This is a genomic window from Serratia sp. X10, assembly GCF_017811775.1.
Classification (GTDB): domain Bacteria; phylum Pseudomonadota; class Gammaproteobacteria; order Enterobacterales; family Enterobacteriaceae; genus Serratia; species Serratia ureilytica.
This window is the reverse complement of record NZ_JAEIOH010000002.1, coordinates 902,944-925,631: the sequence shown is the minus strand read 5'-3', so window position 1 is coordinate 925,631 and position 22,688 is coordinate 902,944. Positions and strand designations below refer to the sequence as shown.

The 22,688-nt window shown below is 55.6% G+C and carries 24 protein-coding genes; 13 read left to right on the top strand and 11 right to left on the bottom strand.

The genetic code is table 11. The annotated features are described in order from the left end of the window. Nucleotides 1-123 precede the first annotated feature (123 nt). Nucleotides 124-1,401 carry a glycoside hydrolase family 18 protein gene (locus tag J9788_RS09825; RefSeq protein ID WP_046898903.1) on the top strand — a complete coding sequence of 426 codons (1,278 nt, stop codon included), beginning with the start codon at nt 124-126 and terminating at the stop codon, nt 1,399-1,401. A gap of 45 nt (nt 1,402-1,446) precedes the next feature. Here J9788_RS09825 and J9788_RS09820 read toward each other — a convergent pair whose 3' ends face one another. Both J9788_RS09820 and msrB read right to left on the bottom strand, forming a co-directional pair. Next, nucleotides 1,447-1,719, bottom strand: coding sequence for a YeaC family protein (locus tag J9788_RS09820; protein WP_182264329.1), 273 nt, complete (start codon nt 1,717-1,719; stop codon nt 1,447-1,449). Between the two features lie 63 nt (nt 1,720-1,782). Beyond that, nucleotides 1,783-2,196, bottom strand: a complete 414-nt coding sequence (msrB, locus tag J9788_RS09815; RefSeq protein ID WP_182264328.1) for a peptide-methionine (R)-S-oxide reductase MsrB — start codon at nt 2,194-2,196, stop codon at nt 1,783-1,785. A 348-nt stretch (nt 2,197-2,544) separates the two neighbouring features. On the opposite strand from msrB, the gene gapA reads away from it, so the two are divergent. Then, a complete protein-coding gene (gapA, locus tag J9788_RS09810; protein ID WP_004932222.1) occupies nt 2,545-3,540 on the top strand; it encodes a glyceraldehyde-3-phosphate dehydrogenase in 996 nt (331 codons plus the stop codon). 84 nt (nt 3,541-3,624) lie between these two features. Continuing rightward, nucleotides 3,625-4,500: a D-hexose-6-phosphate mutarotase gene (locus J9788_RS09805; protein ID WP_046898902.1), complete on the top strand. Its 876-nt coding sequence runs from the start codon at nt 3,625-3,627 to the stop codon at nt 4,498-4,500. A 94-nt stretch (nt 4,501-4,594) separates the two neighbouring features. Here J9788_RS09805 and J9788_RS09800 read toward each other — a convergent pair whose 3' ends face one another. Beyond that, nucleotides 4,595-5,359 (bottom strand): MipA/OmpV family protein, encoded by a 765-nt coding sequence (locus J9788_RS09800; protein WP_025303095.1) that lies wholly within the window; start codon nt 5,357-5,359, stop codon nt 4,595-4,597. A gap of 426 nt (nt 5,360-5,785) precedes the next feature. Here J9788_RS09800 and yeaG point away from each other — a divergent pair, with 426 nt between their 5' ends. Together yeaG and J9788_RS09790 are read left to right on the top strand one after the other, a co-directional pair. Further along, nucleotides 5,786-7,720 carry a protein kinase YeaG gene (yeaG, locus tag J9788_RS09795; protein ID WP_016927472.1) on the top strand — a complete coding sequence of 645 codons (1,935 nt, stop codon included), beginning with the start codon at nt 5,786-5,788 and terminating at the stop codon, nt 7,718-7,720. 132 nt (nt 7,721-7,852) lie between these two features. Then, nucleotides 7,853-9,121 (top strand): YeaH/YhbH family protein, encoded by a 1,269-nt coding sequence (locus J9788_RS09790; protein WP_046898900.1) that lies wholly within the window; start codon nt 7,853-7,855, stop codon nt 9,119-9,121. Nucleotides 9,122-9,215: 94 nt separating this feature from the next. Here the strand turns inward: J9788_RS09790 and J9788_RS09785 are convergent, their stop codons facing one another. The 3 genes from J9788_RS09785 to J9788_RS09775 are packed head-to-tail and all read right to left on the bottom strand — an operon-like array spanning nt 9,216 to nt 11,020. Continuing rightward, a complete protein-coding gene (locus J9788_RS09785) occupies nt 9,216-9,866 on the bottom strand; it encodes an anti-sigma factor domain-containing protein (RefSeq protein ID WP_046898899.1) in 651 nt (216 codons plus the stop codon). Then, complete coding sequence (locus tag J9788_RS09780) at nt 9,863-10,411, bottom strand: RNA polymerase sigma factor (RefSeq protein ID WP_046898898.1); 549 nt, start codon at nt 10,409-10,411, stop codon at nt 9,863-9,865. Before J9788_RS09780 ends, J9788_RS09785 begins: the two co-directional genes overlap by 4 nt. Before the next feature lie 45 nt (nt 10,412-10,456). Further along, nucleotides 10,457-11,020: a fasciclin domain-containing protein gene (locus J9788_RS09775; protein WP_033650960.1), complete on the bottom strand. Its 564-nt coding sequence runs from the start codon at nt 11,018-11,020 to the stop codon at nt 10,457-10,459. A gap of 342 nt (nt 11,021-11,362) precedes the next feature. On the opposite strand from J9788_RS09775, the gene J9788_RS09770 reads away from it, so the two are divergent. Continuing rightward, the gene (locus J9788_RS09770; RefSeq protein WP_033643319.1) at nt 11,363-11,593 is read left to right on the top strand and encodes a hypothetical protein; all 231 of its coding nucleotides are present in this window, start codon (nt 11,363-11,365) and stop codon (nt 11,591-11,593) included. Nucleotides 11,594-11,767: 174 nt separating this feature from the next. On the opposite strand, the gene J9788_RS09765 is transcribed toward J9788_RS09770, so the two are convergent. Further along, entirely contained in the window at nt 11,768-12,457 is a 690-nt protein-coding gene (locus tag J9788_RS09765; protein ID WP_033643320.1) for an alpha/beta hydrolase, read from the bottom strand. Between the two features lie 871 nt (nt 12,458-13,328). Here J9788_RS09765 and J9788_RS09760 point away from each other — a divergent pair. After that, the gene (locus J9788_RS09760; RefSeq protein ID WP_033634815.1) at nt 13,329-13,505 is read left to right on the top strand and encodes a GhoT/OrtT family toxin; all 177 of its coding nucleotides are present in this window, start codon (nt 13,329-13,331) and stop codon (nt 13,503-13,505) included. Between the two features lie 159 nt (nt 13,506-13,664). On the opposite strand, the gene J9788_RS09755 is transcribed toward J9788_RS09760, so the two are convergent. Further along, the gene (locus J9788_RS09755; protein WP_046898896.1) at nt 13,665-13,961 is read right to left on the bottom strand and encodes a hypothetical protein; all 297 of its coding nucleotides are present in this window, start codon (nt 13,959-13,961) and stop codon (nt 13,665-13,667) included. A gap of 225 nt (nt 13,962-14,186) precedes the next feature. Here J9788_RS09755 and J9788_RS09750 point away from each other — a divergent pair, with 225 nt between their 5' ends. The 3 genes from J9788_RS09750 to J9788_RS09740 all read left to right on the top strand — a co-directional run bounded on the left by J9788_RS09750 (nt 14,187) and on the right by J9788_RS09740 (nt 16,807). Next, nucleotides 14,187-14,669, top strand: coding sequence for a hypothetical protein (locus tag J9788_RS09750; protein ID WP_033643322.1), 483 nt, complete (start codon nt 14,187-14,189; stop codon nt 14,667-14,669). Nucleotides 14,670-14,975: 306 nt separating this feature from the next. Next, a complete protein-coding gene (locus J9788_RS09745; protein WP_033643325.1) occupies nt 14,976-15,536 on the top strand; it encodes a 3'-5' exonuclease in 561 nt (186 codons plus the stop codon). A 77-nt stretch (nt 15,537-15,613) separates the two neighbouring features. After that, nucleotides 15,614-16,807 carry a multidrug effflux MFS transporter gene (locus tag J9788_RS09740; protein WP_182264327.1) on the top strand — a complete coding sequence of 398 codons (1,194 nt, stop codon included), beginning with the start codon at nt 15,614-15,616 and terminating at the stop codon, nt 16,805-16,807. 8 nt (nt 16,808-16,815) lie between these two features. Here the strand turns inward: J9788_RS09740 and dadX are convergent, their stop codons facing one another. Beyond that, complete coding sequence (gene dadX, locus J9788_RS09735; RefSeq protein WP_182264326.1) at nt 16,816-17,889, bottom strand: catabolic alanine racemase DadX; 1,074 nt, start codon at nt 17,887-17,889, stop codon at nt 16,816-16,818. Nucleotides 17,890-17,965: 76 nt separating this feature from the next. Continuing rightward, nucleotides 17,966-19,270, bottom strand: coding sequence for a D-amino acid dehydrogenase (locus tag J9788_RS09730; protein ID WP_182264325.1), 1,305 nt, complete (start codon nt 19,268-19,270; stop codon nt 17,966-17,968). Between the two features lie 248 nt (nt 19,271-19,518). Here J9788_RS09730 and J9788_RS09725 point away from each other — a divergent pair, with 248 nt between their 5' ends. Beyond that, complete coding sequence (locus J9788_RS09725) at nt 19,519-19,713, top strand: hypothetical protein (protein ID WP_182264324.1); 195 nt, start codon at nt 19,519-19,521, stop codon at nt 19,711-19,713. Between the two features lie 91 nt (nt 19,714-19,804). Then, nucleotides 19,805-20,122, top strand: coding sequence for an antibiotic biosynthesis monooxygenase (locus J9788_RS09720; RefSeq protein WP_182264323.1), 318 nt, complete (start codon nt 19,805-19,807; stop codon nt 20,120-20,122). 46 nt (nt 20,123-20,168) lie between these two features. On the opposite strand, the gene zinT is transcribed toward J9788_RS09720, so the two are convergent. Beyond that, on the bottom strand, nt 20,169-20,819 hold the full coding sequence (zinT, locus tag J9788_RS09715; protein ID WP_033650955.1) for a metal-binding protein ZinT: 651 nt from the start codon (nt 20,817-20,819) through the stop codon (nt 20,169-20,171). A gap of 298 nt (nt 20,820-21,117) precedes the next feature. Between zinT and J9788_RS09710 the strand changes: the two genes are divergently transcribed. Then, nucleotides 21,118-22,653 carry a SpoVR family protein gene (locus J9788_RS09710; RefSeq protein ID WP_182264322.1) on the top strand — a complete coding sequence of 512 codons (1,536 nt, stop codon included), beginning with the start codon at nt 21,118-21,120 and terminating at the stop codon, nt 22,651-22,653. The last annotated feature ends 35 nt before the right edge of the window (nt 22,654-22,688 follow it).

Sequence of the window (22,688 nt, the reverse complement as noted above, 5' to 3'; positions counted from 1 at the left end):
GCTGTTATGGCTGCGACGCTTTTGGCGTCAATCGGTTATACGCATCCGGGGCCCGCTGAGCCCGGCTTTATTGTGACCGCTACTGGCGGTACGGTCGGCCTTGCCGATCCCAAGGAGACAAACATGAAAATAACCCGAAAACTGCTGCCTTTGCTGGCAGCGGTGCAGTTGGCTATCGCCGGTACCGGCACGGCTCAGGCGGCCTATCTCTCCGTCGGCTACTTCAACGGCGGCGGCGACGTCACCGCCGGCCCCGGTGGCGACATCGACAAGCTGGACGTGACGCAAATCACCCACCTCAACTATTCGTTCGGCCTGATCTACAACGACGAGAAAGACGAAACCAATGCGGCGCTGAAAGACCCCGCTCGCCGCCACCAGATCTACCTGTCGCCGAAAGTCACGGCCGATCTGCAACGTCTGCCGGTGCTGCGCAAACAGAACCCCGAGCTGAAAGTGCTGTTGTCGGTCGGAGGCTGGGGCGCACGCGGTTTCTCCGGCGCCGCCGCCACCGCGGAAAACCGGGCGATTTTCATTCGCTCCGCGTTGCAGGTGATCGAGCAGTACCGGCTGGATGGGATCGATCTGGACTGGGAATACCCGGTAAACGGCGCCTGGGGTTTGGTGGAAAGCCAACCGGCAGACCGCGACAACTTCACCCTGCTGCTGAAAGAACTTCACCAGACGCTGGGTAAAGGCAAACTGTTGACCATCGCCGTCGGCGCCAACGTCAAAAGCCCACGTGAATGGGTCGATGTAAAAAATATTGCGCCCTATCTCAATTACATCAATCTGATGACCTACGACATGGCTTACGGCACGCAGTACTTCAATGCCAACCTGTACGATTCAACGCGTTGGCCAACCGTAGCCGCCGCCGATCGCTACAGCGCCGATAACGTGGTAAAGCATTATCTGGCCGCCGGTCTGAAACCGGCGCAGATGAACCTCGGGATCGGTTTCTACGGCCGGGTGCCGAAACGGGCGACCGAAGCGGGCATCGATTGGGACAAGCCGGACGCCGCCAACCATCCGGTGACGCAGCCTTACTTCAGCGCGCGAGAAATCGCCCTGTTCCGCACGCTGGGATTGGATCTCAGCAAAGACACTTATTTTAAATACCGCGATATCGTCAACAAATTGCTCAACGATCCGCAGCAGCGTTTCCGCGAGCACTGGGATGACGACGCCAAAGTGCCATACCTGACGCTGCAATCCGCCGAGGGCAAGCCGCTGTTCGCCATCTCGTACGAGAACCCACGTTCGGTGGCCATCAAGGCCGATTACATCAAAAGCCAAGGATTGGGCGGTGCGATGTTCTGGGAATACGGCGCAGATGACAACAACCGGCTGGCGCAGCAGCTGGCGGAATCGCTGGGCATAAAGGGCGAGAAACGTTGAATCGACGGGGCGATGGCGACATCGCCCCGTTTTAGGGGTGGAGCCTTACTGCAGCTTGAGTTTCACCAGCGGCTCGGCAACGAACTGCTGCTTCAGCTCTTGTTTGCTCTTCATCACGATCTGCCCGTCGGTGCCTATGCTCATATGCTGCGGATCGACGTTGTTCATCGACTGCCACAGCATCACCGCCTGCAGGCTGTTTTCCTTTTGCTCCGGCGTCAGCGCCACGCCATCCGGCCATTTGCCCAGTTCAACCGCCTGCACCAGGCGTTGGTATATCTCGGGCGTCATCGCCGCAATCAGATCTTTCACGTCCATCAGGGCCCTTCTCGCTTACGGAAGAATAATTAGCTGAATCGATTTTGTTGGTTAAATTACCACTTAACCGGCCGTTTGATCGCCATTTTCGCCATCGGTGAAACTCAGCGAGGCGGAATTGACGCAGTAACGGTCACCGGTCGGCTGCGGGCCATCGGGGAATACATGCCCCAGGTGCGCGTCGCAGTGGCCGCAGCGGATTTCAACACGATGCATATTATTTGAATTATCATCAAGATAACGGATTGCATCGGCGGAAACCGGCTCGTAAAAGCTGGGCCAGCCGCAGCCGGAATCGTATTTGGTTTCGGAATAAAACAGCGGCTGATTACAGCACAGACAATGGTACACGCCCTCACGCTTGTTGTGCAGCAATTTGCCGCTAAACGGCGCTTCGGTGCCACGCTGTTGCGTGACATAACGTTGGATTTCATTCAGTTCCGTGACCGGATGAGCGGGGGTTGTCTCTTTAGCCATTTGTGCTTATCTCTGAATGTGGATAATGTCAACGAAAACAATGATTAATAATAACAAAAAATTAACACCACTGCAGGGGTTTTTGGCCTAAACTGTAGCCCATAAAGGCCACGTCACGATGATATGTGATAGCGATCACACATCTTGCGTATGCTGACTTTATACTTGGCGGCTTGTCCCCATATAACGGATGAGGCCGAGCGCAAATGGACTGTGCAATAAGCGTGCAAAACCACCCTTCCGGTTTGACTTGCCGCAAGTATTGACACGATTCCGCTTGACGCTGGGTAAGGTTTTTGTAATTTTACAACCAACCTTTTATTCACTAACAAATAGCTGGTGGAATATATGACTATCAAAGTAGGTATCAACGGTTTTGGCCGTATCGGTCGCATTGTTTTCCGTGCTGCTCAAGAGCGTTCTGACATCGAGATCGTTGCAATCAACGACCTGTTGGACGCAGAGTACATGGCTTACATGCTGAAGTATGACTCTACTCACGGCCGTTTCAACGGTACGGTAGAAGTTAAAGACGGCCACCTGGTTGTTAACGGCAAAACCATCCGTGTTACCGCAGAGAAAGACCCGGCTAACCTGAAGTGGAACGAAGTGGGCGTTGACGTGGTTGCTGAAGCGACCGGTATCTTCCTGACCGACGAAACCGCACGTAAACACATCACCGCTGGCGCTAAGAAAGTCGTTCTGACTGGCCCATCCAAAGATGCGACCCCAATGTTCGTGCGCGGCGCTAACTTTGACAAATATGCCGGCCAGGACATCGTGTCCAACGCCTCTTGCACCACCAACTGCCTGGCGCCGTTGGCTAAAGTCATCAACGACAACTTCGGTATCGTTGAAGGCCTGATGACCACCGTTCACGCGACCACCGCTACTCAGAAAACCGTTGATGGCCCGTCCCACAAAGACTGGCGCGGCGGCCGCGGCGCATCCCAGAACATCATCCCTTCTTCTACCGGCGCAGCGAAAGCGGTTGGCGTGGTTCTGCCAGAGCTGAAAGGCAAACTGACCGGTATGGCGTTCCGCGTACCAACTCCTAACGTATCCGTTGTTGACCTGACCGTGCGTCTGGAAAAAGCGGCTACCTACGAAGAAATCAAGAAAGCCATCAAAGACGCCGCTGAAGGCTCGATGAAAGGCGTTCTGGGCTATGTTGAAGACGACGTGGTTTCCACCGACTTCAACGGCGAAGTGCTGACTTCCGTATTCGATGCCAAAGCCGGTATCGCACTGAACGACAACTTCGTGAAACTGGTTTCCTGGTACGACAACGAAACCGGTTATTCCAACAAGGTTCTGGATCTGATCGCTCACATCTCCAAGTAATGGCATGATGTTAAGCTGATAATAAGGGCGACATTTTTGTCGCCCTTTTTTATTTGTCTCTCCGGCAAACAATAAGGTAATGAAATGAACGAGAAAATTTTCACCCTGCCCGTTTCCGAACAGATTTCTCCTTATATCAGCCAGCGCCAACTCGATGAGCTGGGCGTGGTTGTGGTGTCGCACCCGAAAGTGCGCGCGGCGGTCGCGCTGCAGGGCGCGCATTTGCTGGCCTGGCAGCCTAGCGGTGAGCAGCCGGTGATTTGGCTCAGCAACAACACGCCTTTCGCCAAAGGCAAGGCCATCCGCGGCGGCGTGCCGATCTGTTGGCCCTGGTTCGGCCCGGTGGCGCAGCCCTCCCACGGCTTTGCCCGCAACCAGCCCTGGAGCCTGACGGCGCACGATGAAGATGACAACGGCGTCATCCTGACCTTTACGCTGAAAGACAATGAGCAGACCCGCAAACTGTGGCCGCACGCCTTCACGCTGATCGCTCGCTTCAAGCTGGGTGAAGAGTGCGAGATCGAACTGGAGTCGCACGGCGATTATCAAGCCACGGCGGCGCTGCACAGCTACTTCCAGGTTGGCGATATCGATCGGGTCAGCGTAGCGGGCTTGGGCGAGCCGTATATCGATAAGGTGGCGGGCGGCGCCGAAGCGCGTCAGACCGGCGAAGTGACCTTCGTCGGCCAAACCGACCGCGTCTATACCTGCCCCGAGGCCTTCAGCCTGATCCGCGATCCGGCGCTCGCTCGCACCATCGAGGTTCACCACCACCATATGAGCGACGTTATCGCCTGGAACCCCGGCGTAGAGCTCTCTTGCAGCATGGGGGACATGCCGAACGACGGTTACAAGACCATGGTTTGCGTAGAGACCGGGCGCGTCAGCAAACCGCTGATCGCCGCCGGCGAACAACCTGCTCGATTGGGCGTCACCTTCCGCAGCCGCAAGAAGGCCTAATACACTGAGCGCGGCGGCGCACTACAGATGTGCAAAAGGGGCGCCAGCGCCCCTTTTTGATGCACGCCATGCACGATAATCGTGCAATGCGTGATTAGAAGGTGTAGCTCACGCCCGTCATCAACAAACCGGTGTAAGATTTATCCACCATCGGGCTGTCTTTCACTTCATCCGACAACTTCACATAGCGGCCGACGAAGAAGGCGTTCCAGCTCTTGTTGATCTGGTAATTGGCGCTCAGCTCGAGGTACGGCGCCCAGCTATCGCCCGGGGTGTAGCTGTCAAGGCCGCTGCGACGCGATTCATTGGCGCTGACGCCGTAGTAATATTTGTTCTGGTTCTTGCTGTTCCACATCACGCCTACGCCCGGTACCAGCGTCAGCGCGTCCAGATCAAACTTGTACAGATAGGCCACGTCGCCCACCAGCCCGTTGCTGTTGTTCAGCGTGTCGCCGGTAAAGGTAGTGCGAATGGTGCCCCACTCGGCGTTGTGTGAATAGGCCAGGCCGGCCATCAGCGTGCCACGGCGCTTGTCGAGACGCTTCATGCGATCGTCGTCGCTGTCGCCCGGACGGTAACCCCATGGCGTGTAGTAGCCCATGATGCTCAGCTGGTTTTCCTGATCTTTCCACAGGTAGTAACCGGCGGTCAGAGTACGGAAGTAGAAGTCGTCACCTTCATAGTCGATGACGGGCACCGGATAAACGCGGTCCTGATAACCACGATACGCGTCCGGGCTAACCAGCGCGGCAGCGCCGAGTGACCAGGTTCCCGCCTGAGCACTTTGCGCACAAACCATTGCGGAAGCGATAATTGCTAGCGTTTTGAGTTTTGAAATCTTCACTGGTTCTTTTTCCATAAATTACAGGGTTAATAGCCGCAATAGTTTATGTGAAAATTTAGTTACGCGCCTAATCTTTACAATAGAAAACGACCAAGATCGAATAACTTATAGCGGAATTATGAATTAATCATGGCGGAACGATGACGATTCATGCCGCAGGCCGCGCCAGACAAGGCATTTGGTTATCCCGGCAATAACTGAGTCATTGATATGACTTAAAAAAAGCTTTTTCTACGGCAGGAAATTTTCCGGCAAGCAAACTAAGCTTAAATCAGAAGGTGAATTTATCCTGAGCCCAGTGGCATACAGCGCAACTCGCGATAATAAGCGCACCAAGTTGGCATACGGGTTGCTGTACTTAGGCGTATTCTCATCTTTCGGGAGCCAGAACACTATCACACGCTCTCTTTAACCTGTGCTAATAACGAAAGGACGGGCATCATGAACATATTTGACCACTATCGCCAGCGCTACGAAGCTGCCAAGGACGAAGAGTTCACACTGCAGGAATTTCTTACCATTTGCCGGCAAGATCGCAGTGCCTATGCCAACGCGGCCGAACGTCTGCTGATGGCTATCGGTGAACCTGTGATGGTCGACACTGCGCTGGAATCACGCCTGTCGCGCCTGTTCTCCAACCGCGTGATCGCACGCTATCCGGCCTTCGAAGAGTTCTACGGCATGGAAGAGGCCATCGAACAGATCGTCTCTTACCTGAAACACGCCGCTCAGGGCCTGGAAGAGAAGAAACAGATCCTTTACCTGCTGGGCCCGGTGGGCGGCGGCAAGTCCTCGCTGGCGGAACGTCTGAAAGCGCTGATGCAACGCGTGCCCATCTACACCCTCAGCGCCAACGGCGAACGCAGCCCGGTCAACGATCATCCGCTGTGCCTGTTCAATCCGCAGGAAGATGCCACGATCCTGGAAAAAGAGTTCAATATACCAAGTCGCTATCTCGGCACCATCATGTCGCCGTGGGCGGCGAAGCGCCTGCATGAGTTCGGTGGCGATATCACCAAGTTTAAAGTGGTGAAAGTGCGCCCTTCCATTCTGGAACAGATCGCCATCGCCAAAACCGAACCGGGCGATGAGAACAACCAGGACATCTCGGCGCTGGTCGGTAAAGTGGACATCCGTAAACTGGAGAACCACGCGCAGAACGACCCGGACGCCTACGGCTATTCCGGCGCCCTGTGCCGCGCCAACCAGGGGATTATGGAATTCGTCGAGATGTTCAAAGCGCCGATCAAAGTGCTGCATCCGCTGCTGACCGCAACCCAGGAAGGCAACTACAACGGCACCGAAGGCATCTCCGCCCTGCCGTTCAGCGGCATTATTCTGGCGCACTCCAACGAATCCGAGTGGGTGACCTTCCGTAACAACAAGAACAACGAAGCGTTCCTCGACCGCGTGTATATCGTCAAGGTGCCTTACTGCCTGCGCGTGTCGGAAGAGATCAAAATTTACGACAAGCTTCTGGATCACAGTGAGCTGACCCATGCGCCATGCGCGCCGGGCACGCTGGAAACGCTGGCGCGCTTTAGCGTGCTGTCGCGGCTGAAAGAGCCCGAAAACTCGAGCATCTACTCGAAGATGCGCGTGTATGACGGCGAAAGCCTCAAAGATACCGACCCGAAAGCCAAGTCCTATCAGGAATACCGCGACTACGCCGGGGTTGACGAAGGCATGAACGGCCTCTCCACCCGTTTCGCCTTTAAAATCCTCTCGCGGGTATTCAACTTTGATCACGCCGAGGTGGCAGCCAACCCGGTGCACCTGTTCTATGTGCTGGAACAGCAGATCGAGCGCGAACAGTTCCCGCAGGATTTGGCGGAGAAATACCTGGAGCACCTGAAAGGCTATCTGATCCCGAAATACGCCGAGTTTATCGGCAAAGAGATCCAGACCGCCTATCTGGAATCCTACTCGGAATACGGACAGAACATTTTTGACCGCTACGTCACCTATGCCGACTTCTGGATCCAGGATCAGGAGTATCGCGATCCCGACACCGGCCAGCTGTTCGACCGCGAGTCCCTGAACGCCGAACTGGAGAAAATTGAAAAACCGGCCGGCATCAGCAACCCGAAAGATTTCCGCAACGAAATCGTGAACTTCGTGCTGCGCGCCCGCGCTAACAACAACGGCCGCAACCCGAACTGGACCAGCTACGAGAAGCTGCGCACCGTGATTGAGAAAAAGATGTTCTCCAATACCGAAGAACTGTTGCCGGTGATTTCGTTCAACGCCAAAACATCGACGGACGAGCAGAAAAAACACGACGACTTCGTCGATCGCATGATGGAGAAAGGCTATACCCGCAAGCAGGTGCGCCTGCTGTGTGAATGGTATCTGCGGGTCAGAAAATCCTCATAATGCCTCAGGTAAGCGGCATTATCAGGGCCATGTCCACAGTCATGGACGTTGCAGCGCAGCCCACGGAGGGGCTGGCACCTTGCGCTGCCGCGGCCGGGACATGAAGAGTTGGCAACGTCGTTTGGGGGAAGTATGGCCTATTTCATTGACCGGCGGCTGAACGGCAAAAACAAGAGCACGGTGAACCGCCAGCGCTTCTTGCGCCGTTACAAGTCGCAAATCAAACAGTCGATTGCCGAAGCCATCAACAAGCGTTCGGTCACCGACGTAGACAGCGGGGAGTCAGTCTCTATCCCCACTGACGATATCAACGAACCGATGTTCCATCAGGGGCGCGGCGGCACGCGCCATCGCGTTCACCCGGGCAATGACCACTTCGTGCAGAACGATCGCGTCGAACGGCCTCAAGGCGGCGCAGGCGGTGGCGGCGGCCAGGGCAACGCCAGCCAGGACGGTGAAGGCCAGGATGAGTTCGTCTTCCAGATATCCAAAGACGAGTACCTCGATCTTTTGTTCGAGGATCTCGCCCTGCCCAACCTGAAAAAGAATCAGTACAAGCAGCTGACCGAGTTCAAAACCCACCGCGCCGGCTATACCGCCAACGGCGTGCCGGCCAACATCAGCGTCGTGCGTTCGCTGCAAAACTCGCTGGCGCGGCGTACTGCCATGACCGCCGGTAAAAGGCGCGCGTTGCACGAACTGGAAGACGCGCTGACCCAGTTGGAAAACACCGAGCCGGTGCAACTGCTGGAAGAAGAGCGGCTGCGCAAAGAGATTGCCGAACTGCGCAAGAAAATCGAAAGCGTGCCGTTTATCGACACCTTCGATCTGCGTTACAAAAACTACGAGCGCCGGCCGGAGCCCTCCAGCCAGGCGGTGATGTTCTGCCTGATGGACGTATCCGGTTCGATGGATCAGGCCACCAAAGACATGGCCAAACGTTTTTACATTCTGCTTTATCTGTTCCTGAGCCGAACCTACAAAAACGTCGAGGTAGTCTATATTCGCCATCACACCCAGGCGAAAGAGGTGGACGAGCAGGAGTTCTTCTATTCGCAGGAAACCGGCGGCACCATCGTCTCCAGCGCATTGAAACTGATGAACGACGTGGTCGAAGAGCGTTACGATCCGGCGCAGTGGAATATCTACGCCGCGCAGGCGTCTGACGGGGACAACTGGGCAGACGATTCACCGCTGTGCCATGAGCTGTTGGCGAAGAAGCTCCTGCCGATGGTGCGTTACTACAGCTACATCGAAATCACTCGCCGCGCTCACCAAACGCTGTGGCGCGAATACGAAGATCTGCAAGCGAAATTCGACAACTTCGCCATGCAGCATATCCGCGAACCGGACGATATCTATCCGGTATTCCGCGAACTGTTCCGCAAACAGACCGCATAATCATAAAAACGGCCGGAGAATATCTGCCCGGCCGTTTTTATTCTCAACGAATTCAAATGCTATTTCTGCGGGATGCATCCGCATCCGACGTCAATCATAGAACCAACTCACCTGAATACAACACGGGGCCGGTCGGTTGCTTGCTCGGTGAGCCGCCTAATGGCTCCAGGCTAATGGCAATCGTTGTTCCTTTAACTAAATCTGCATCTGCCAAATAAAACTGGCTCACGCCTTTCACGTTCACGAGTCCAATTGAAACGGGCTTATGCCCAACGGGAATCAGCCACAGCTCAAGACTTTTCCCATCCGGAATAGCGGCCAAGCCTAAGGGGGTTATACGTACAATTTTTCTTTGACCGTCTGAACTAACGACCCACGTCCCTTGATGCGTTCCGTTCAGGACCACTAACGGTTTCAGCTCTGGCGCACGCCAATAAAACCACGAGCTCAGGCTCAATGCGCCCAATCCCGCAGCAAGCCCCCATGCAATATAGTTTCGCACGCGCCGTCGGGGCGAAGCGTATTGAGGCAGATTTAATTCAATTTTTTTCCAAACGCTTTCAGGGGGCGGTATTGGCGTTATATCGATATCCAACCCCGACAACATATTTTGCCACTTTCCAACCTGGGTCGCCAAAATGTTGTCCGTTTTCAGACGGCGCTCAAAATGCAGCCGAGCATTCCCTCTGAGCGTGCCAAGAGCATATTCTGCAGCCAACATGTCATCACTTTCGCGTCTGTTCATAGGCCCAGGCAATCCTTTAGATGTGCTAGCGCCCTGCGGACCCAGCTTTTTACCGTACCAAGCGGTTGCTGCAACCAATCAGCGATATCCGCGTGCGACATCCCTTGATAATATGCCAAAGCAATACTTTGCCGTTGTTCAGACGTCAGATGCTTCAAACAGTCATTTAACTTTTTAGCCAGCTCCCCCTCATCACCCTGGCTTTCATTTTCCGACTGAGGGATTTGATCGCTATATTCTTCTTCCAGTCCGATATGGCGTCCGTGCCGGCTACGCAATCCATCTATACATCGGTTCCTTATAATGTGAGTAAGCCATGTCATAGGCGAACTCAAGGTCGGATCATAATCTCCGGCACGCTGCCACACGGTAAGAAAGCCGTCGACCAGAACCTCTTCCGCCCACTGGCGATTACGTAACATGCGTAGCGCAATGGCGAATAAACTTGCGGATGTCGATCTGTACAAGCGTTCAAATGCTCGGCGATCGCCATTAGCGATCGCCTTTAAGCACATTACCTGGTTTTCTTTCAACGAGTGATCCATACCATCCCTAAAGCGGTTAAGCTTTGCCCATTCCGAGTATAGGCCTTACTTGGGCATTAGCACGGTATCAATAACGTCGATTACACCGTTTTGCTGCCGCACATCATAGGTGCTGATGTTGGCGACGTCGCCTTTAGCATCTTTGATCTGAATATTATGCGGGCCATTATTCATAAACCATAGCGACTGACCGTTGACGGTTTTGAGTTCCGCCCGTCCGCCGCCCTGCTCAATTTTTCTTTCCAACGCCCGCATGTCGTAGTTGCCAGCCACAACGTGGTAGGTTAATACACTGCTTAACAGCGCTTTATTTTCGGGTTTTAACAGATTTTCAACGGTGCCGGCCGGTAATTTGGCGAATGCGGCATTCGTGGGCGCAAAAACAGTATAAGGACCTTTGCCTTGTAAAGTATCCACCAAGCCGGCGGCCTTAACGGCCGCGACCAGCGTTGTGTGATCTTTTGAGTTCAGCGCATTTTGCACAATGTTTTTTGAGGGGTACATCGCCGCGCCGCCAACCATTACGGATGACGTGTCCCCACTCGCCGCGTAAGTGGCGACGCCGAAAAGTAATGAGCCGGTAACCAGAGTAACGATAAGTGTTTTCATGATGAAGTCCTCTCCGTAAGCTGAGCGTAAGTGTTGCTCATTCCTGATATACGTATGAGGTTCTCCAAGTGGATGCACGGGTCGAAAAAAATAATGTAGAGAGAACGAACGCTTTGACAGACAAATAAGAACGCCGTGATGGCCGCCCGTTTCCGCTCTTTCTTCTGAGGTTATTCCTAAACCTTCATATCCTCCCTCATGCGTCTTGATGGGAATATTCCCATTCAGTTATCGTTAACACACGCATCGGGTTCTACCCTAAGCGAAATTTGACTCATTTTATTTTCTATGGCTTCTCAGCCCGCTTCGGCGGGCAATTTACCTGTCAGCAGGTTAGACACCATGATCGATTACACCCTCTATGGCCTCAACAAGAATGATGTTGATGAATACCATAAGCAAATCTGCTGTCTGCTCGGCAAAAGCGTGCTGCTGGTGCTCATCGCCAACAAACCGATCACCAAACAGAATCTGCTGGCCAGTCTTATTCAGGAAGTTGAACAACAGCACGACGAGTATTTTCAAAAATTGCATCGCGCAGCAATAGAAATGATCGGCGTTAACGGGCGCTAGATCGATATGCGCAAGGCGGAAATCTACGCCATTATTGCCGCCGTCGTGGTGTTGATTATGCTGTTAATAATAAACTCCGGCAGCGATATCAGCGCTTATCCCTAATGTGAAGCGAAGCACTCCGTTGCCGCAAAGTGCCTCTTTTTTGGCCCGAAGCGCGTTTCTGCCCGGGTTTTATTTTGAACCGGCCGCTTCGTCAATCAATCCCGCCACGTCATCGGCATGGGAAACCAGCGAGGCATGACTGGCCTTCAGCACCATCACTTTCTTAGCCTGCAGCCGCTGCGCCATACGCCGTTGGTTCTCCGGCGCTATCATGCGGTCGTCGCTGGAGAGTTGATACCACGACGGTTTATGTTTCCAGGCGGGCTCACCGAGGGGATTGCCGAAGGTATCGGCCAATGGCGCCTTCTGCGTCGCCGCCATCACCAGAGCCTCGTCGGCGGTAAGATCCTGGCAAAAGCTTTCGTGAAACTTGTCGTTCTTAATCCACAGATAACCGTCGCTGTCCGGAATCAGATTCGCGACTGCCGCAGGAGGATGCGCTTGCGTAATGCCACCGGGGCTTTCACCGGCATCCGGCGCAAACGCGGCAATGTAGACCAGGCCGACCACGTTAGGCTGGTTGCCCATTTCCGTGATCACCGCGCCACCGTAAGAGTGCCCCACCAACAATACCGGTCCCGCTTGCTGCGCGACCATCTTGCGCGCCCGTTCCGCATCCTCAGCCAGTGAGGTCAGCGGCATTTCCACCGCGTGAATCGCCGAATAGCCCCTGCGCGACAACTCGATAATCACCTTACTCCAGTGCGCGGCGCCGCCCCAGAATCCGTGCACCAGCACGATGGTTGGTTTTGTGCTCATTGCCGACCTCTTAATCTCATTTGGAGGCGCTGTAGACAGATCAACAGCCGCCCTACAGGGACGCGCCTTGCAGCCGGCGACGTCGCGCGATCTCCATTTATATAGTTAGCACTGCGGCATTCGGCAATAGCTACGACGGGTTAAGGCGCTCGATTTACAGGCGTCGTCATGACTTGCCGAGGCGGCGTACGCCGTAGCGGCAGTGCAAAAAACGGGATTAAAACTAGGATTTTTACCCATACCGATCTAAAATCCCACGCAAAAACAAAGACAAGTAAATTTGGTTCACCGGGAAAAGGAATGAAGTTGTGAAGGAAATGATCTCCATCGTATTGATGACATGCCTGCTGGCGCTGCTGTTTTCGTGGCTGTTCGTCTACGGTCTTAACATTCATTAAACCTACAGCAACACCAACCCCCCCTTCCTGGCTGACCGGCAGCGCATCCGGACGATGCGCTAAAAACCCCTCTCCCCGCATGTTTCTATCCCATCATTCGCCCGCCGACAGCTAAAAAGAACCCAAAGCTCGCCGGCGCAACGCGATCTCGCCTTCGTCTGCTCGCCCACTAAAACATCAATAAACTTTATGAGTGATAACCTCGTCGCGTTTCCGGACGTCTGAATGACTATTTTCCTTCTTCACACCGTTCCCGCCTGAAATCAGGCTGACAATCTTAAAATGTTACCGGTAACTATGTTGTTGATTTCTTTTCGTAATAAACATAAAGCCGTTAATAACCTTACATTCTTTATAGAAATAAATTATGCATTCTTATGGATAAAGGCATGAATTAACGGCCTTCGGTCATTGATTATCGCCCGCCAAGCTCCTAAAATTCGCGCGTAAAAATACAACTGGGATCGAGTTTCATGTCGTCGCTGTGGGTTGCAACGCAATACTGTTATTTTATTGGTCTGTTAGTTTCAATGATTTTCACCTACCTGGTAAGCAGGGACACCGTCAAAATTCGTTGCATCAGCGCGCTGACCATCGGGTTAACCTGGCCGTTGAGTCTGCCGGTCGTCTTGCTGTTTTCGCTGTTCTAACGCCCTAACAGGCTGTGCCGCCACGGATGCTTTTAAACAGCCGTGCTAATGGAATGGGTCAGCCGACGACGCTGCCCCCTCACCGGCGAAACAAGTGACGATACGGCGCATTGTTAAATGAAAGGCCATTTCCCCGCGTAACGTTTTACTTGGGGTAGACTATTCGCCGCGCAGCGATCGCCAACGGCGGTACAGCCGCCCCGCGCCCCATACCATCAGCCACAGTAAAATATTCCCCGCCAACCAAAGCATCAGCAGGTAGAGGAAAGTCTGATAACCGGGTATGCCCCGATCGGCGAAGAACGGATTAAAGTGCAAGAATTTGACGATCGCGAAGGGATTAAGATTGAAACGGGTGAAGACGCAGGCGGTCAGCACAGGCGGCAACAGGATGTAAAACGCCAGGGTGAATATCATCAGCAGCCTGGTGCCATGCGTGTTTTTATAATCTTTCATATCAGCGTATTGCTTGCTTCATCTCAGTGCGAGAATCGCCTGGCGATCGCTCGCCAATCGACCCTGCGGGCCAAAAATAGTTCCGCGCAAACGCGGGAATAAAGCCGGTTCAGCGTTTAATTCTCATTTAGCGCTCGGGTGATATATACCCTGTGGATTATAAATTACGATGCCGACGCGCCGCCTTCAACTGCAGCGTTTGCGTGGCGTCATCAGGAGGCCCTAATGAAACCGGACGCACTCTCCCTGCCGCCGAGCGCCAAAAAACTCAAAGTGATCTACGGCTGGTATATTTACGTGATCTATATCCTGCTGGTTTTCAACATTTACATGGCGGTCTACAACGTCTGCGTTCGGCATCCGATCGAAGCCCCGCTGCTATCGCTGTTTCACAGCCTGTTTCTCGCGCTGATGTTGCAACAGGTGCTCAAGAAAAACGTCGTTTTCGCCTGGATCTTGTTGGGCTATTTTATCCTGATGCGCCTGTATTACGCCAATGTGCTGCACATTGAGTTCACGCTGGTGAGCCGTGGCCTGGTGCTGCTGATTCTGACGCTGCTGCTGACCGGCACCGTGGCCGTCGGGCAGCTGGCCACGCCGCCACAGCGGCATGACTGGCTGGCTCGCCTAGGCTGGCGGCAATGGACGACGCTCGCGGCGCTGGCGGCGATCCTGACCCCGCTGATCACCACCGATTATCTCGGCTAAGCGCGGTGCTATCTGGGGATATGGGGCTCTGAAATGTCTACGATGCGGCATATTTTGGTGTAGTTGCCTGCCTTCTCACAGATCTTGTCCGTGACGAACACGCTAAGGTAGCCCAGCAGCAGCAAGTAGCCAACCATGCACAAAATAAAGATAAGCGTTCTCACCGATAGCGACCAACCTGACAAGAGTATCTCCAGCATCATAACCTGAACGAGGCGCTTTAAAAGGATTTCATGTGCGCACTGGCCGCATCGGCGCACGTTCTGTAGTAACATTAAGCCACCACGCCAACCACCGGAAACGCCGATGCACCATCTGATGTTAGACATTGAAACCCTGGATATAAAACCCAGCGCCGTGATTTTGGTGGTCGCGGCGGTGTTTTTCGATCCCCGCACCGGGGAACTTGGCGCCGAATTCGAGGCCGCCGTCAGCAGCCAGAAAGATCAGCCGGGGCGAACCATAAGCCTGGACACGGTTGCCTGGTGGGCGAAACAATCCGATGAAGCGCGCAAGCTCGCCTTCGGCGGCACAGAGAGCCTCAAGCGCGTGCTGAGCAGTCTCAGCCGTTTTATCCATATGAACAGCACCGATACGGTAAAGGTCTGGGGCAACGGTAAAGAGTTCGACTGCGCGATCCTCGAACACGCCTTCCAGCAGTTGGAGATGCCCTGTCCGTGGAAATTTTGGGATACCCAGGATGTGCGCACGGTGATCACGCTGGCGGAACTGCACGGCTTTAACCCGAAAAAGACCCGTCCGTTCGAAGGCATGCCGCATCGTGCGTTGGATGACGCCCGCCATCAGGCCCGTTATGTGGCCGATACCGTCTCGGCGCTTTATCTCCGCCCGGGAGCGCAGCGCTGACCCGCTTTGCCCCTTTTCATTTGCCGCCAGAATCTCTACTCTAGCCCTCTTTGTCACTCGGACGTGCCTTTCCTGCTATGCAAAAGTTCCTGTTTCTGCTTCTCAGCCTGGTGCTGCTCGGCCCATTGGGCATCGATCTCTATCTGCCCACCATTCCCGCCATCGCCGTCGGCCTGGGCAGCAGTGAAGCGCTGATCCAATCCACCATTTCGCTGTTTATTCTGGTGCTCGGCCTCGGTCAAATCATCGCCGGTCCGTTGGTGGATAACTATGGCCGCAAACCGGTGGCGCTGGCCGGCATTATTCTCTACACGATCGGCGCGGCAATGGCGGCGCTGGCCACCAGCCCGACGGTCTTCATCGCGTCGCGCCTGTTGCAAGGGGTTGCGGTCTGTTGCACCGCCGTCGTCGCCTTCAGCGGCGTGCGCGATCGGCTGAATGGCGACGACGCCGCCCGCGCCTTCGGCTTTCTCAACGGCACGCTGAACATCATCCCGGCATTGGCGCCGCTGCTCGGCGGCCTGCTCGCCGAAGCCTTCGGCTGGCGCGCGCCCTTTTGGTTCCTGGCCGGTTACGCGCTGCTGGTGTTGGTGCTCATCGCGCTGCGTCTGCCGGAAACTCGCCCCGCCGACACCGTGCCGGTCAAAGGGCTGCCGGTGCGTCAATACGCGCGCATCCTCAGCGAACGGCGTTTCCTCTCTTTTGCGGTGGTGAACTCCGGGGCGATGGGCATGGCGCTGACCTACGTTTCTCTGGCGCCTAACGTGCTGATGGGCACCGCGGGCCTGACTCCGCTGCAATTCTCGTTGGTGTTCGGCGCCAACGGCTTCTGGATCATGTTGGTCAGCTTCTTCGCTAACCGCATCATCCACAAGGTCGGTCGCCCGGTTTGTCTGGCGACCGGCGGCATTTTGATGGGGCTGGGTTGCCTGGGCCTGCTGCTGGGCGTCATGTGGCTTCCCGCGGCGGCGCAAGCGCACTGGCTGGCGTATATGCTGCCGGTCGCCAGCGCCTGCGCCGGGTTGGCGTTCGTGATGGGCCCGGCCACCAGCTATGCGCTGGAACCGTACTCCAATGAAGCCGGGGTCGCGTCCGCACTGGTCGGTTTCGTGCAGATGGCCGGCGGCGCCGCGCTGGGTCTGGTGGCGATGGCGTTGCCGCTGCAACCGAAGCTGTCGCTGGCCTTGGTCATGCTGGCGGGCTGCCTGCTGGCGCTGCACGCGCGGCGGCTCAGCAAGCAGATTAAAGGACAGATCAGAAAAGTCGCCTGAGCCGCGGCTCAGGCTTCGGTAACGACCGGCACCCGTGCCGCCAATGCCGACAACAGTTCATAGCCTAACGTCCCTGCCGCCGTGGCCACCTCGTCCACCGGCAGGCGTTTTCCCCACAGCTCCACCTCGGCGCCCAGTTCAACGTGCGGACAGGGCGTCAAATCCACCGCCAGCATATCCATCGATACCGTCCCCAGGGTGCGCGTCAGCACGCCATCGACCCATACCGGCGTTCCGGTCGGCGCATGACGCGGATAGCCGTCGGCATAACCGCAGGCCACCACGCCGATACGCTGCGCGCCGGCGGCGCTGTAACGGCCACCGTAGCCCACGCGATCGCCAGACTTCAGCTGCTGAATGCCGATGATCTCGCTGCTCAGCGTCATCGCCGGCTGCAACCCCGTCGATGCGATATCGTTCCAGCACCCGCTCGGCGAAGCGCCATAGAGAATGATCCCAGGGCGCACCCAGCTGCCGTGGGTCGCAGGATGCCACAGCGTAGCGGCCGAGTTGGCCAGGCAACGCGGCAGCGGTACATCGGCAGCCGCCGCCTCGATGGTGGCCATCTGTTGAGTTACGCCTTCCGGCCCGTCGGCGGTGGCGAAGTGACTCATCAGCGTAAGCTCGGCAATATTGGCGACAGCCTGCGCCCTGCGCCACACCTCATGCAGGCGCTCGGGCGCAAACCCCAGCCGATTCATGCCGCTGTTCACTTTCAGATAGACATCAAGCGGCGCGTTCAGCTTCGCGTCGGCGATCGCCGCCAGTTGCCAGTCGCTGTGCACCGCCGTCGTCAGGCGATAACGATCGAGCAAGGCCAGATCCTGCCGCTGGAAAAAGCCTTCCAACAACAGGATAGGCCCCTGCCAACCGGACTCACGCAGCAACACCGCTTCGGCCAGATCCAGCATGGCGAAGCCGTCGGTTTGCGCCATGCTGCGCCAAACGTGCTTGATGCCGTGGCCATAGGCGTTGGCCTTGACCACCGCCCAGACTTTGGCGCCGGGGGCGAAACGGCGCACCACCTGCAGGTTGTTTTCAATTGCGCCGAGATGCATCGTGGCGGTTATCGGACGGGGCATCGCTTCTCCTTGGGGCAGCGTACAGCGGCCACGCGCGCCTGCGCGTGGCCGAAAAAGTCTATGACAGCGTCGACGATTAACGTGCGGGATGCACGTCGTTCAGCGGAACCGCGTGTTGCTGGCGAAATCCGGCGCTGTAACGCGCCACCGCCAGGTCATCGGAAGGGATCGCCGGCGTAATGCCGGACATCAGATCGGACAACAACTGCCCGGAACCGCAGGCCATGGTCCAGCCGAGCGTGCCATGCCCGGTGTTGAGGTACAGGTTTTTCAACGAGGTGCGGCCGACGATCGGCGTGCCGTCCGGCGTCATCGGGCGCAGCCCGGTCCAGAACGTCGCGTCTTCCACTCTGCCGCCGTTCGGGTAGAGATCGCGTACCACCATCTCCAGCGTTTCTCGCCGCTTTTGCTCCAGCTGAGTATTGAAACCGACGATCTCCGCCATGCCGCCGACGCGAATGCGCTGGTCGAAGCGCGTGATGGCGATTTTATACGTCTCATCCAGTACCGTAGAGAATGGCGCCGCCGCCTCATCGACGATAGGGATCGTCAGCGAATAGCCCTTCAGCGGGTAAACCGGAATAGACACCAGGCCGCGCAGCAGCGCCGTGGAGTACGAACCGAACGCCACCACGTAGCCATCGGCCTTGAACACTTCCTCGCCGCACTGTACGCCGGCGATCTTGTCCCCCTCCACCAACAGACGGTCGACGCTGCGGTTGAACAGGAAGGTCACGCCCGCCTGCTCAGCCATCTTCGCCAACTGTTGCGTAAACAGTTGGCAATCGCCGGTTTCGTCGTTCGGCAACTGCAGGCCGCCGGTCAGCTTGTGCGCCACCTGCGCCAGCGCCGGCTCAACGCTGCCGAGTTGGCCGGCTTCCAGCAATCGGTAAGGCACCCCGGCATCTTCCAATACCGCAATATCTTTCGCGGCGTTTTCGAACTGTTGTTGGGTGCGGAACAGCTGCAGCGTGCCGCCCTGACGGCCTTCGTACTGGATGCCGGTTTCCTGCCGCAGCGCCTTGATGCAGTCGCGGCTGTATTCCGCCAGGCGCACCATGCGGCCTTTGTTGGTCATGTAGTGTTCGGTGTTGCAGTTTTTCAGCATCTGCCACATCCAGTTCAGCTGGAAGCTGCTGCCGTCGAGACGGATCGCCAGCGGCGCATGGCGTTGGAACATCCACTTAATGGCCTTCAGCGGCACGCCCGGCGCCGCCCAGGGAGCGGCATAGCCCGGTGAAATCTGCCCGGCGTTCGCCGCGCTGGTTTCCAGTGCCGGGCCGGGCTGACGATCGATCACCGTCACCTCATGCCCGGCCTTCGCCAAATACCAGGCACTGGCTACGCCCACCACTCCACTACCTAAAATTACCACTCGCATCGCTGACTCCAGCCCAAGGCTTCACAAAGCACAATCTTCTGCTAACAGGAAATTAACTCAGTGAAAAAATCCGTCCAACAACTTCGTCATCAAACGTGACAATATTCACAATTAATTTATCGTCGATGGCCCGCGCATTTGCAATAGCCGCCAGAAAATAGCGATAAGATACGGTTTAAGGGGGTTTATGGCGCGAGGTCACCTCTGATTCGCTAGCATTGCTATCATTGATGGCATGGAAAATTGGCGTGATAAGCAACATTGATTTAACAGAATATAAAAATACCAGCCAACCTATAAATAGAATAAAAAACCACAAAAGCAAAAAATACCAAAACAACTGGCAAATAACGGCACCACCCGCTGCAGCAGAAAAATCGCGTAAATTTTCAGCCCTTAATAGCCTTGTTTTTACTGTTGGAATAAAGCGACGCTCACTGTAGCGCCAGCTTGTTTTCGCTGCAGCACGATATGAACGTTCAAGCCCTCAGCCGCACCCAGAGTTCATACTGTCGCTATTCAGGAGAACCTCGCATGTTCATCGCTCTCTATCAGTTCTCAGTCAAAACCGAACACGAACACGCTTTTCGCCAGGCCTGGCTTGAATTGACGCAGGGCATCTATCAGCAACGCGGCAGCCTGGGCTCGCGCCTGCATCGGGAGATGAACGGCAAATATATCGGCTATGCGCAGTGGCCAAGCCGCTCGGCATGGGAAAACGCCGGTGATATTCAGTTGGATGAACGGTACCGAGCGGCTCGGGATCGCATGCGCGCCACTTTATTGGCGGATGAAACGCTATTTGAAATGGACGTCACGGACGATTGCCTGCAAAGCAGTCCGTTCGACTGACCACAAGCCCACGCGTGCGGGCTTGTGGTTGCAGAAGGGAGAAGCATCAATGATGCAGCATCTCGTCCACGACTTCTTTGGTCTGCAGCTGGAACGGGTAGTAGGTCGGCCAGTTATCCATCTCTTTCAGCAACGCCTCCTGCGACGTGTTGCCCATAAAGATATGGAAATGCGCCGATTTGCGCGGCCCGATAATGTGATCGCTGAACTGTACGAATTTCGGCGCCTGGCTGTCGGCATCCTGGCACTCGAACAGATAACGCACGCCTTTCTTACCGGAGACATACGTCAGGATCTTATGCCCGGCGTACTTGTACTGACAGGCGCTGGATTGGTCGCCACGGTGAAATTCCATGACACCGTTCTCAATGCCAATGGTATCCACATCGGTGGCGTAACCTTTGCGGTAATACGCCTTCACCTCTGCGAAGGTTTTGCTCTTATCCTGTGCCGCTTTCTTCTTGAACACCGGGTCAAGATCCCCATTGATCAGATACGGATACACGGATTGCCATACGCCCTCCCAATCAGCCAGGTCGCGATCTTTGACGTCCTTATCGTCGAACACGCCTCCCTCCGCCTTTTTTTCCACTTCCGTCAGCGGCTTGCCATGTGAATGATGCCCGTGAGCCAACGTTTGCCCACTGATGAACAGCGCCGCCAGCGCCACTGCCAATTTGCCCAAATGCCTCGTCAAAACGCGCTCCTTGTCCGTTATTGAGAAAAATGAAAAGTTACAATATAACATAACAATTATCAATCCCTGTCGCACAGCAGGCAATGTGTTGCACGCCCCTGCCGCAGGGCTATACTCGGAGAAGATGCGCGGTGTTGCACCGCCTTCTGCCGGGACGGGCGCCGGATCGACCGCCGTTCGCCCCTTTGCGTACCGGCATTTTTATTTCACTGATTTGCAATGGTTAATTATGACTTGAACTATGCTTGTTACAGGGTCTGCCGTTTGAGCAAGGCCCGTGAATAATGAGGGTGCGCTGATGACTACTTCAACACATGACAAGGTTAAGGATGATAAACGTCTGAGCGATGGACCGGACTGGACGTTCGAACTGCTGCAGGTGTATTTGGAGCAGATCGATCGCATCGCCAAGCATTACCGGCTCGACACCTACCCCCATCAGATCGAGGTGATCACCTCAGAACAGATGATGGACGCCTATTCGAGCGTCGGCATGCCAATCAACTATACCCATTGGTCCTTCGGCAAAAAATTCATCGAAACCGAGCAGCGCTACAAACAGGGCCAGCAAGGGCTGGCGTATGAAATCGTCATCAACTCCAATCCCTGCATCGCCTACCTGATGGAGGAGAACACCATCACCATGCAGGCGCTGGTGATGGCGCACGCCTGCTATGGCCACAACTCGTTCTTCAAGAATAACTACCTGTTCCGCAGTTGGACCGACGCCAGCTCCATCGTCGATTACCTGCTGTTTGCTCGCCACTACATCAGCCAGTGCGAAGAACGCTATGGCGTCGAAGAAGTGGAACGGCTACTGGACTCCTGCCATGCACTGATGAACTACGGGGTCGACAGGTACAAACGCCCGCAAAAAATCTCTTTGGTGGAAGAAAAAGCGCGCCAGAAAAGCCGCGAAGAGTATCTGCAAAGCCAGGTGAATACGCTGTGGAAGACCCTGCCACGCGTCGAGCGCGAAGAGTCGCCTGAACAGGCGCGCCGATATCCGAGCGAACCGCAGGAAAATATCCTCTATTTTATCGAGAAGAATGCACCGCTGCTGGAACCGTGGCAGCGTGAGGTGCTGCGCATCGTGCGCAAAATCAGCCAATATTTCTACCCGCAAAAACAGACCCAGGTAATGAACGAGGGGTGGGCGACCTTCTGGCACTACACCATCCTTAACCATCTTTACGACGAAGGCCGGGTGACCGAGCGGTTCATGCTGGAGTTTTTGCATAGCCACACCAACGTGGTTTATCAGCCGCCGTACAACAGCCCGTACTATAACGGCATCAACCCGTACGCGCTGGGCTTCGCCATGTTCCAGGACATCAAGCGCATCTGCCAATCGCCGACCGAGGAAGATCGCTACTGGTTCCCGGACATCGCCGGTAAAGACTGGTTGGACACGTTGCACTTCGCCATGCGCGACTTTAAGGATGAGAGCTTTATCAGCCAGTTCCTGTCGCCCAAAGTGATGCGCGACTTCCGCTTGTTTACCGTGCTGGACGATGATCGCAACAACTACCTGGAAATTGCCGCGATCCATAACGAAGCGGGCTACCGGGCAATCCGCCAGGAGCTGTCGGCTCAATACAATCTGAGCAACCACGAGCCGAACATTCAGATCTGGAACGTAGACCTGCGCGGCGACCGTTCGCTGACGCTGCGCTACATCCCGCAGGAGCGCGCGCCGCTTGATAAGAGCCGCCGCGACGTGTTGAAGCACCTGCATCGCCTGTGGGGCTTCGACGTGATCCTCGAGCAGCAAAACGAAGACGGCAGCGTGGAATTGCTCGACCGCTGCCCGCCGCGGCCTACACCGCTGTAACCGCCATAACGACAAAGGGCGCCAACACGGCGCCC

Excerpts from the sequence above, each read along its gene's own strand:
- J9788_RS09800 (WP_025303095.1), bottom strand. The coding sequence starts at position 5,359 with ATGGAAAAAGAACCAGTGAAGATTTCAAAACTCAAAACGCTAGCAATT.
- J9788_RS09750 (WP_033643322.1), top strand. The coding sequence starts at position 14,187 with ATGAAACCGGACGCACTCTCCCTGCCGCCGAGCGCCAAAAAACTCAAA.
- yeaG (WP_016927472.1), top strand. The coding sequence starts at position 5,786 with ATGAACATATTTGACCACTATCGCCAGCGCTACGAAGCTGCCAAGGAC.
- J9788_RS09780 (WP_046898898.1), bottom strand. The coding sequence starts at position 10,411 with ATGGATCACTCGTTGAAAGAAAACCAGGTAATGTGCTTAAAGGCGATC.
- J9788_RS09765 (WP_033643320.1), bottom strand. The coding sequence starts at position 12,457 with ATGAGCACAAAACCAACCATCGTGCTGGTGCACGGATTCTGGGGCGGC.
- J9788_RS09730 (WP_182264325.1), bottom strand. The coding sequence starts at position 19,270 with ATGCGAGTGGTAATTTTAGGTAGTGGAGTGGTGGGCGTAGCCAGTGCC.
- J9788_RS09820 (WP_182264329.1), bottom strand. The coding sequence starts at position 1,719 with ATGGACGTGAAAGATCTGATTGCGGCGATGACGCCCGAGATATACCAA.
- gapA (WP_004932222.1), top strand. The coding sequence starts at position 2,545 with ATGACTATCAAAGTAGGTATCAACGGTTTTGGCCGTATCGGTCGCATT.
- J9788_RS09785 (WP_046898899.1), bottom strand. The coding sequence starts at position 9,866 with ATGAACAGACGCGAAAGTGATGACATGTTGGCTGCAGAATATGCTCTT.
- J9788_RS09720 (WP_182264323.1), top strand. The coding sequence starts at position 19,805 with ATGTTCATCGCTCTCTATCAGTTCTCAGTCAAAACCGAACACGAACAC.
- J9788_RS09755 (WP_046898896.1), bottom strand. The coding sequence starts at position 13,961 with ATGAAAGATTATAAAAACACGCATGGCACCAGGCTGCTGATGATATTC.
- J9788_RS09790 (WP_046898900.1), top strand. The coding sequence starts at position 7,853 with ATGGCCTATTTCATTGACCGGCGGCTGAACGGCAAAAACAAGAGCACG.
- J9788_RS09760 (WP_033634815.1), top strand. The coding sequence starts at position 13,329 with ATGTCGTCGCTGTGGGTTGCAACGCAATACTGTTATTTTATTGGTCTG.
- dadX (WP_182264326.1), bottom strand. The coding sequence starts at position 17,889 with ATGCCCCGTCCGATAACCGCCACGATGCATCTCGGCGCAATTGAAAAC.
- J9788_RS09805 (WP_046898902.1), top strand. The coding sequence starts at position 3,625 with ATGAACGAGAAAATTTTCACCCTGCCCGTTTCCGAACAGATTTCTCCT.
- J9788_RS09825 (WP_046898903.1), top strand. The coding sequence starts at position 124 with ATGAAAATAACCCGAAAACTGCTGCCTTTGCTGGCAGCGGTGCAGTTG.
- J9788_RS09775 (WP_033650960.1), bottom strand. The coding sequence starts at position 11,020 with ATGAAAACACTTATCGTTACTCTGGTTACCGGCTCATTACTTTTCGGC.
- J9788_RS09710 (WP_182264322.1), top strand. The coding sequence starts at position 21,118 with ATGACTACTTCAACACATGACAAGGTTAAGGATGATAAACGTCTGAGC.
- J9788_RS09740 (WP_182264327.1), top strand. The coding sequence starts at position 15,614 with ATGCAAAAGTTCCTGTTTCTGCTTCTCAGCCTGGTGCTGCTCGGCCCA.
- J9788_RS09770 (WP_033643319.1), top strand. The coding sequence starts at position 11,363 with ATGATCGATTACACCCTCTATGGCCTCAACAAGAATGATGTTGATGAA.
- msrB (WP_182264328.1), bottom strand. The coding sequence starts at position 2,196 with ATGGCTAAAGAGACAACCCCCGCTCATCCGGTCACGGAACTGAATGAA.
- J9788_RS09745 (WP_033643325.1), top strand. The coding sequence starts at position 14,976 with ATGCACCATCTGATGTTAGACATTGAAACCCTGGATATAAAACCCAGC.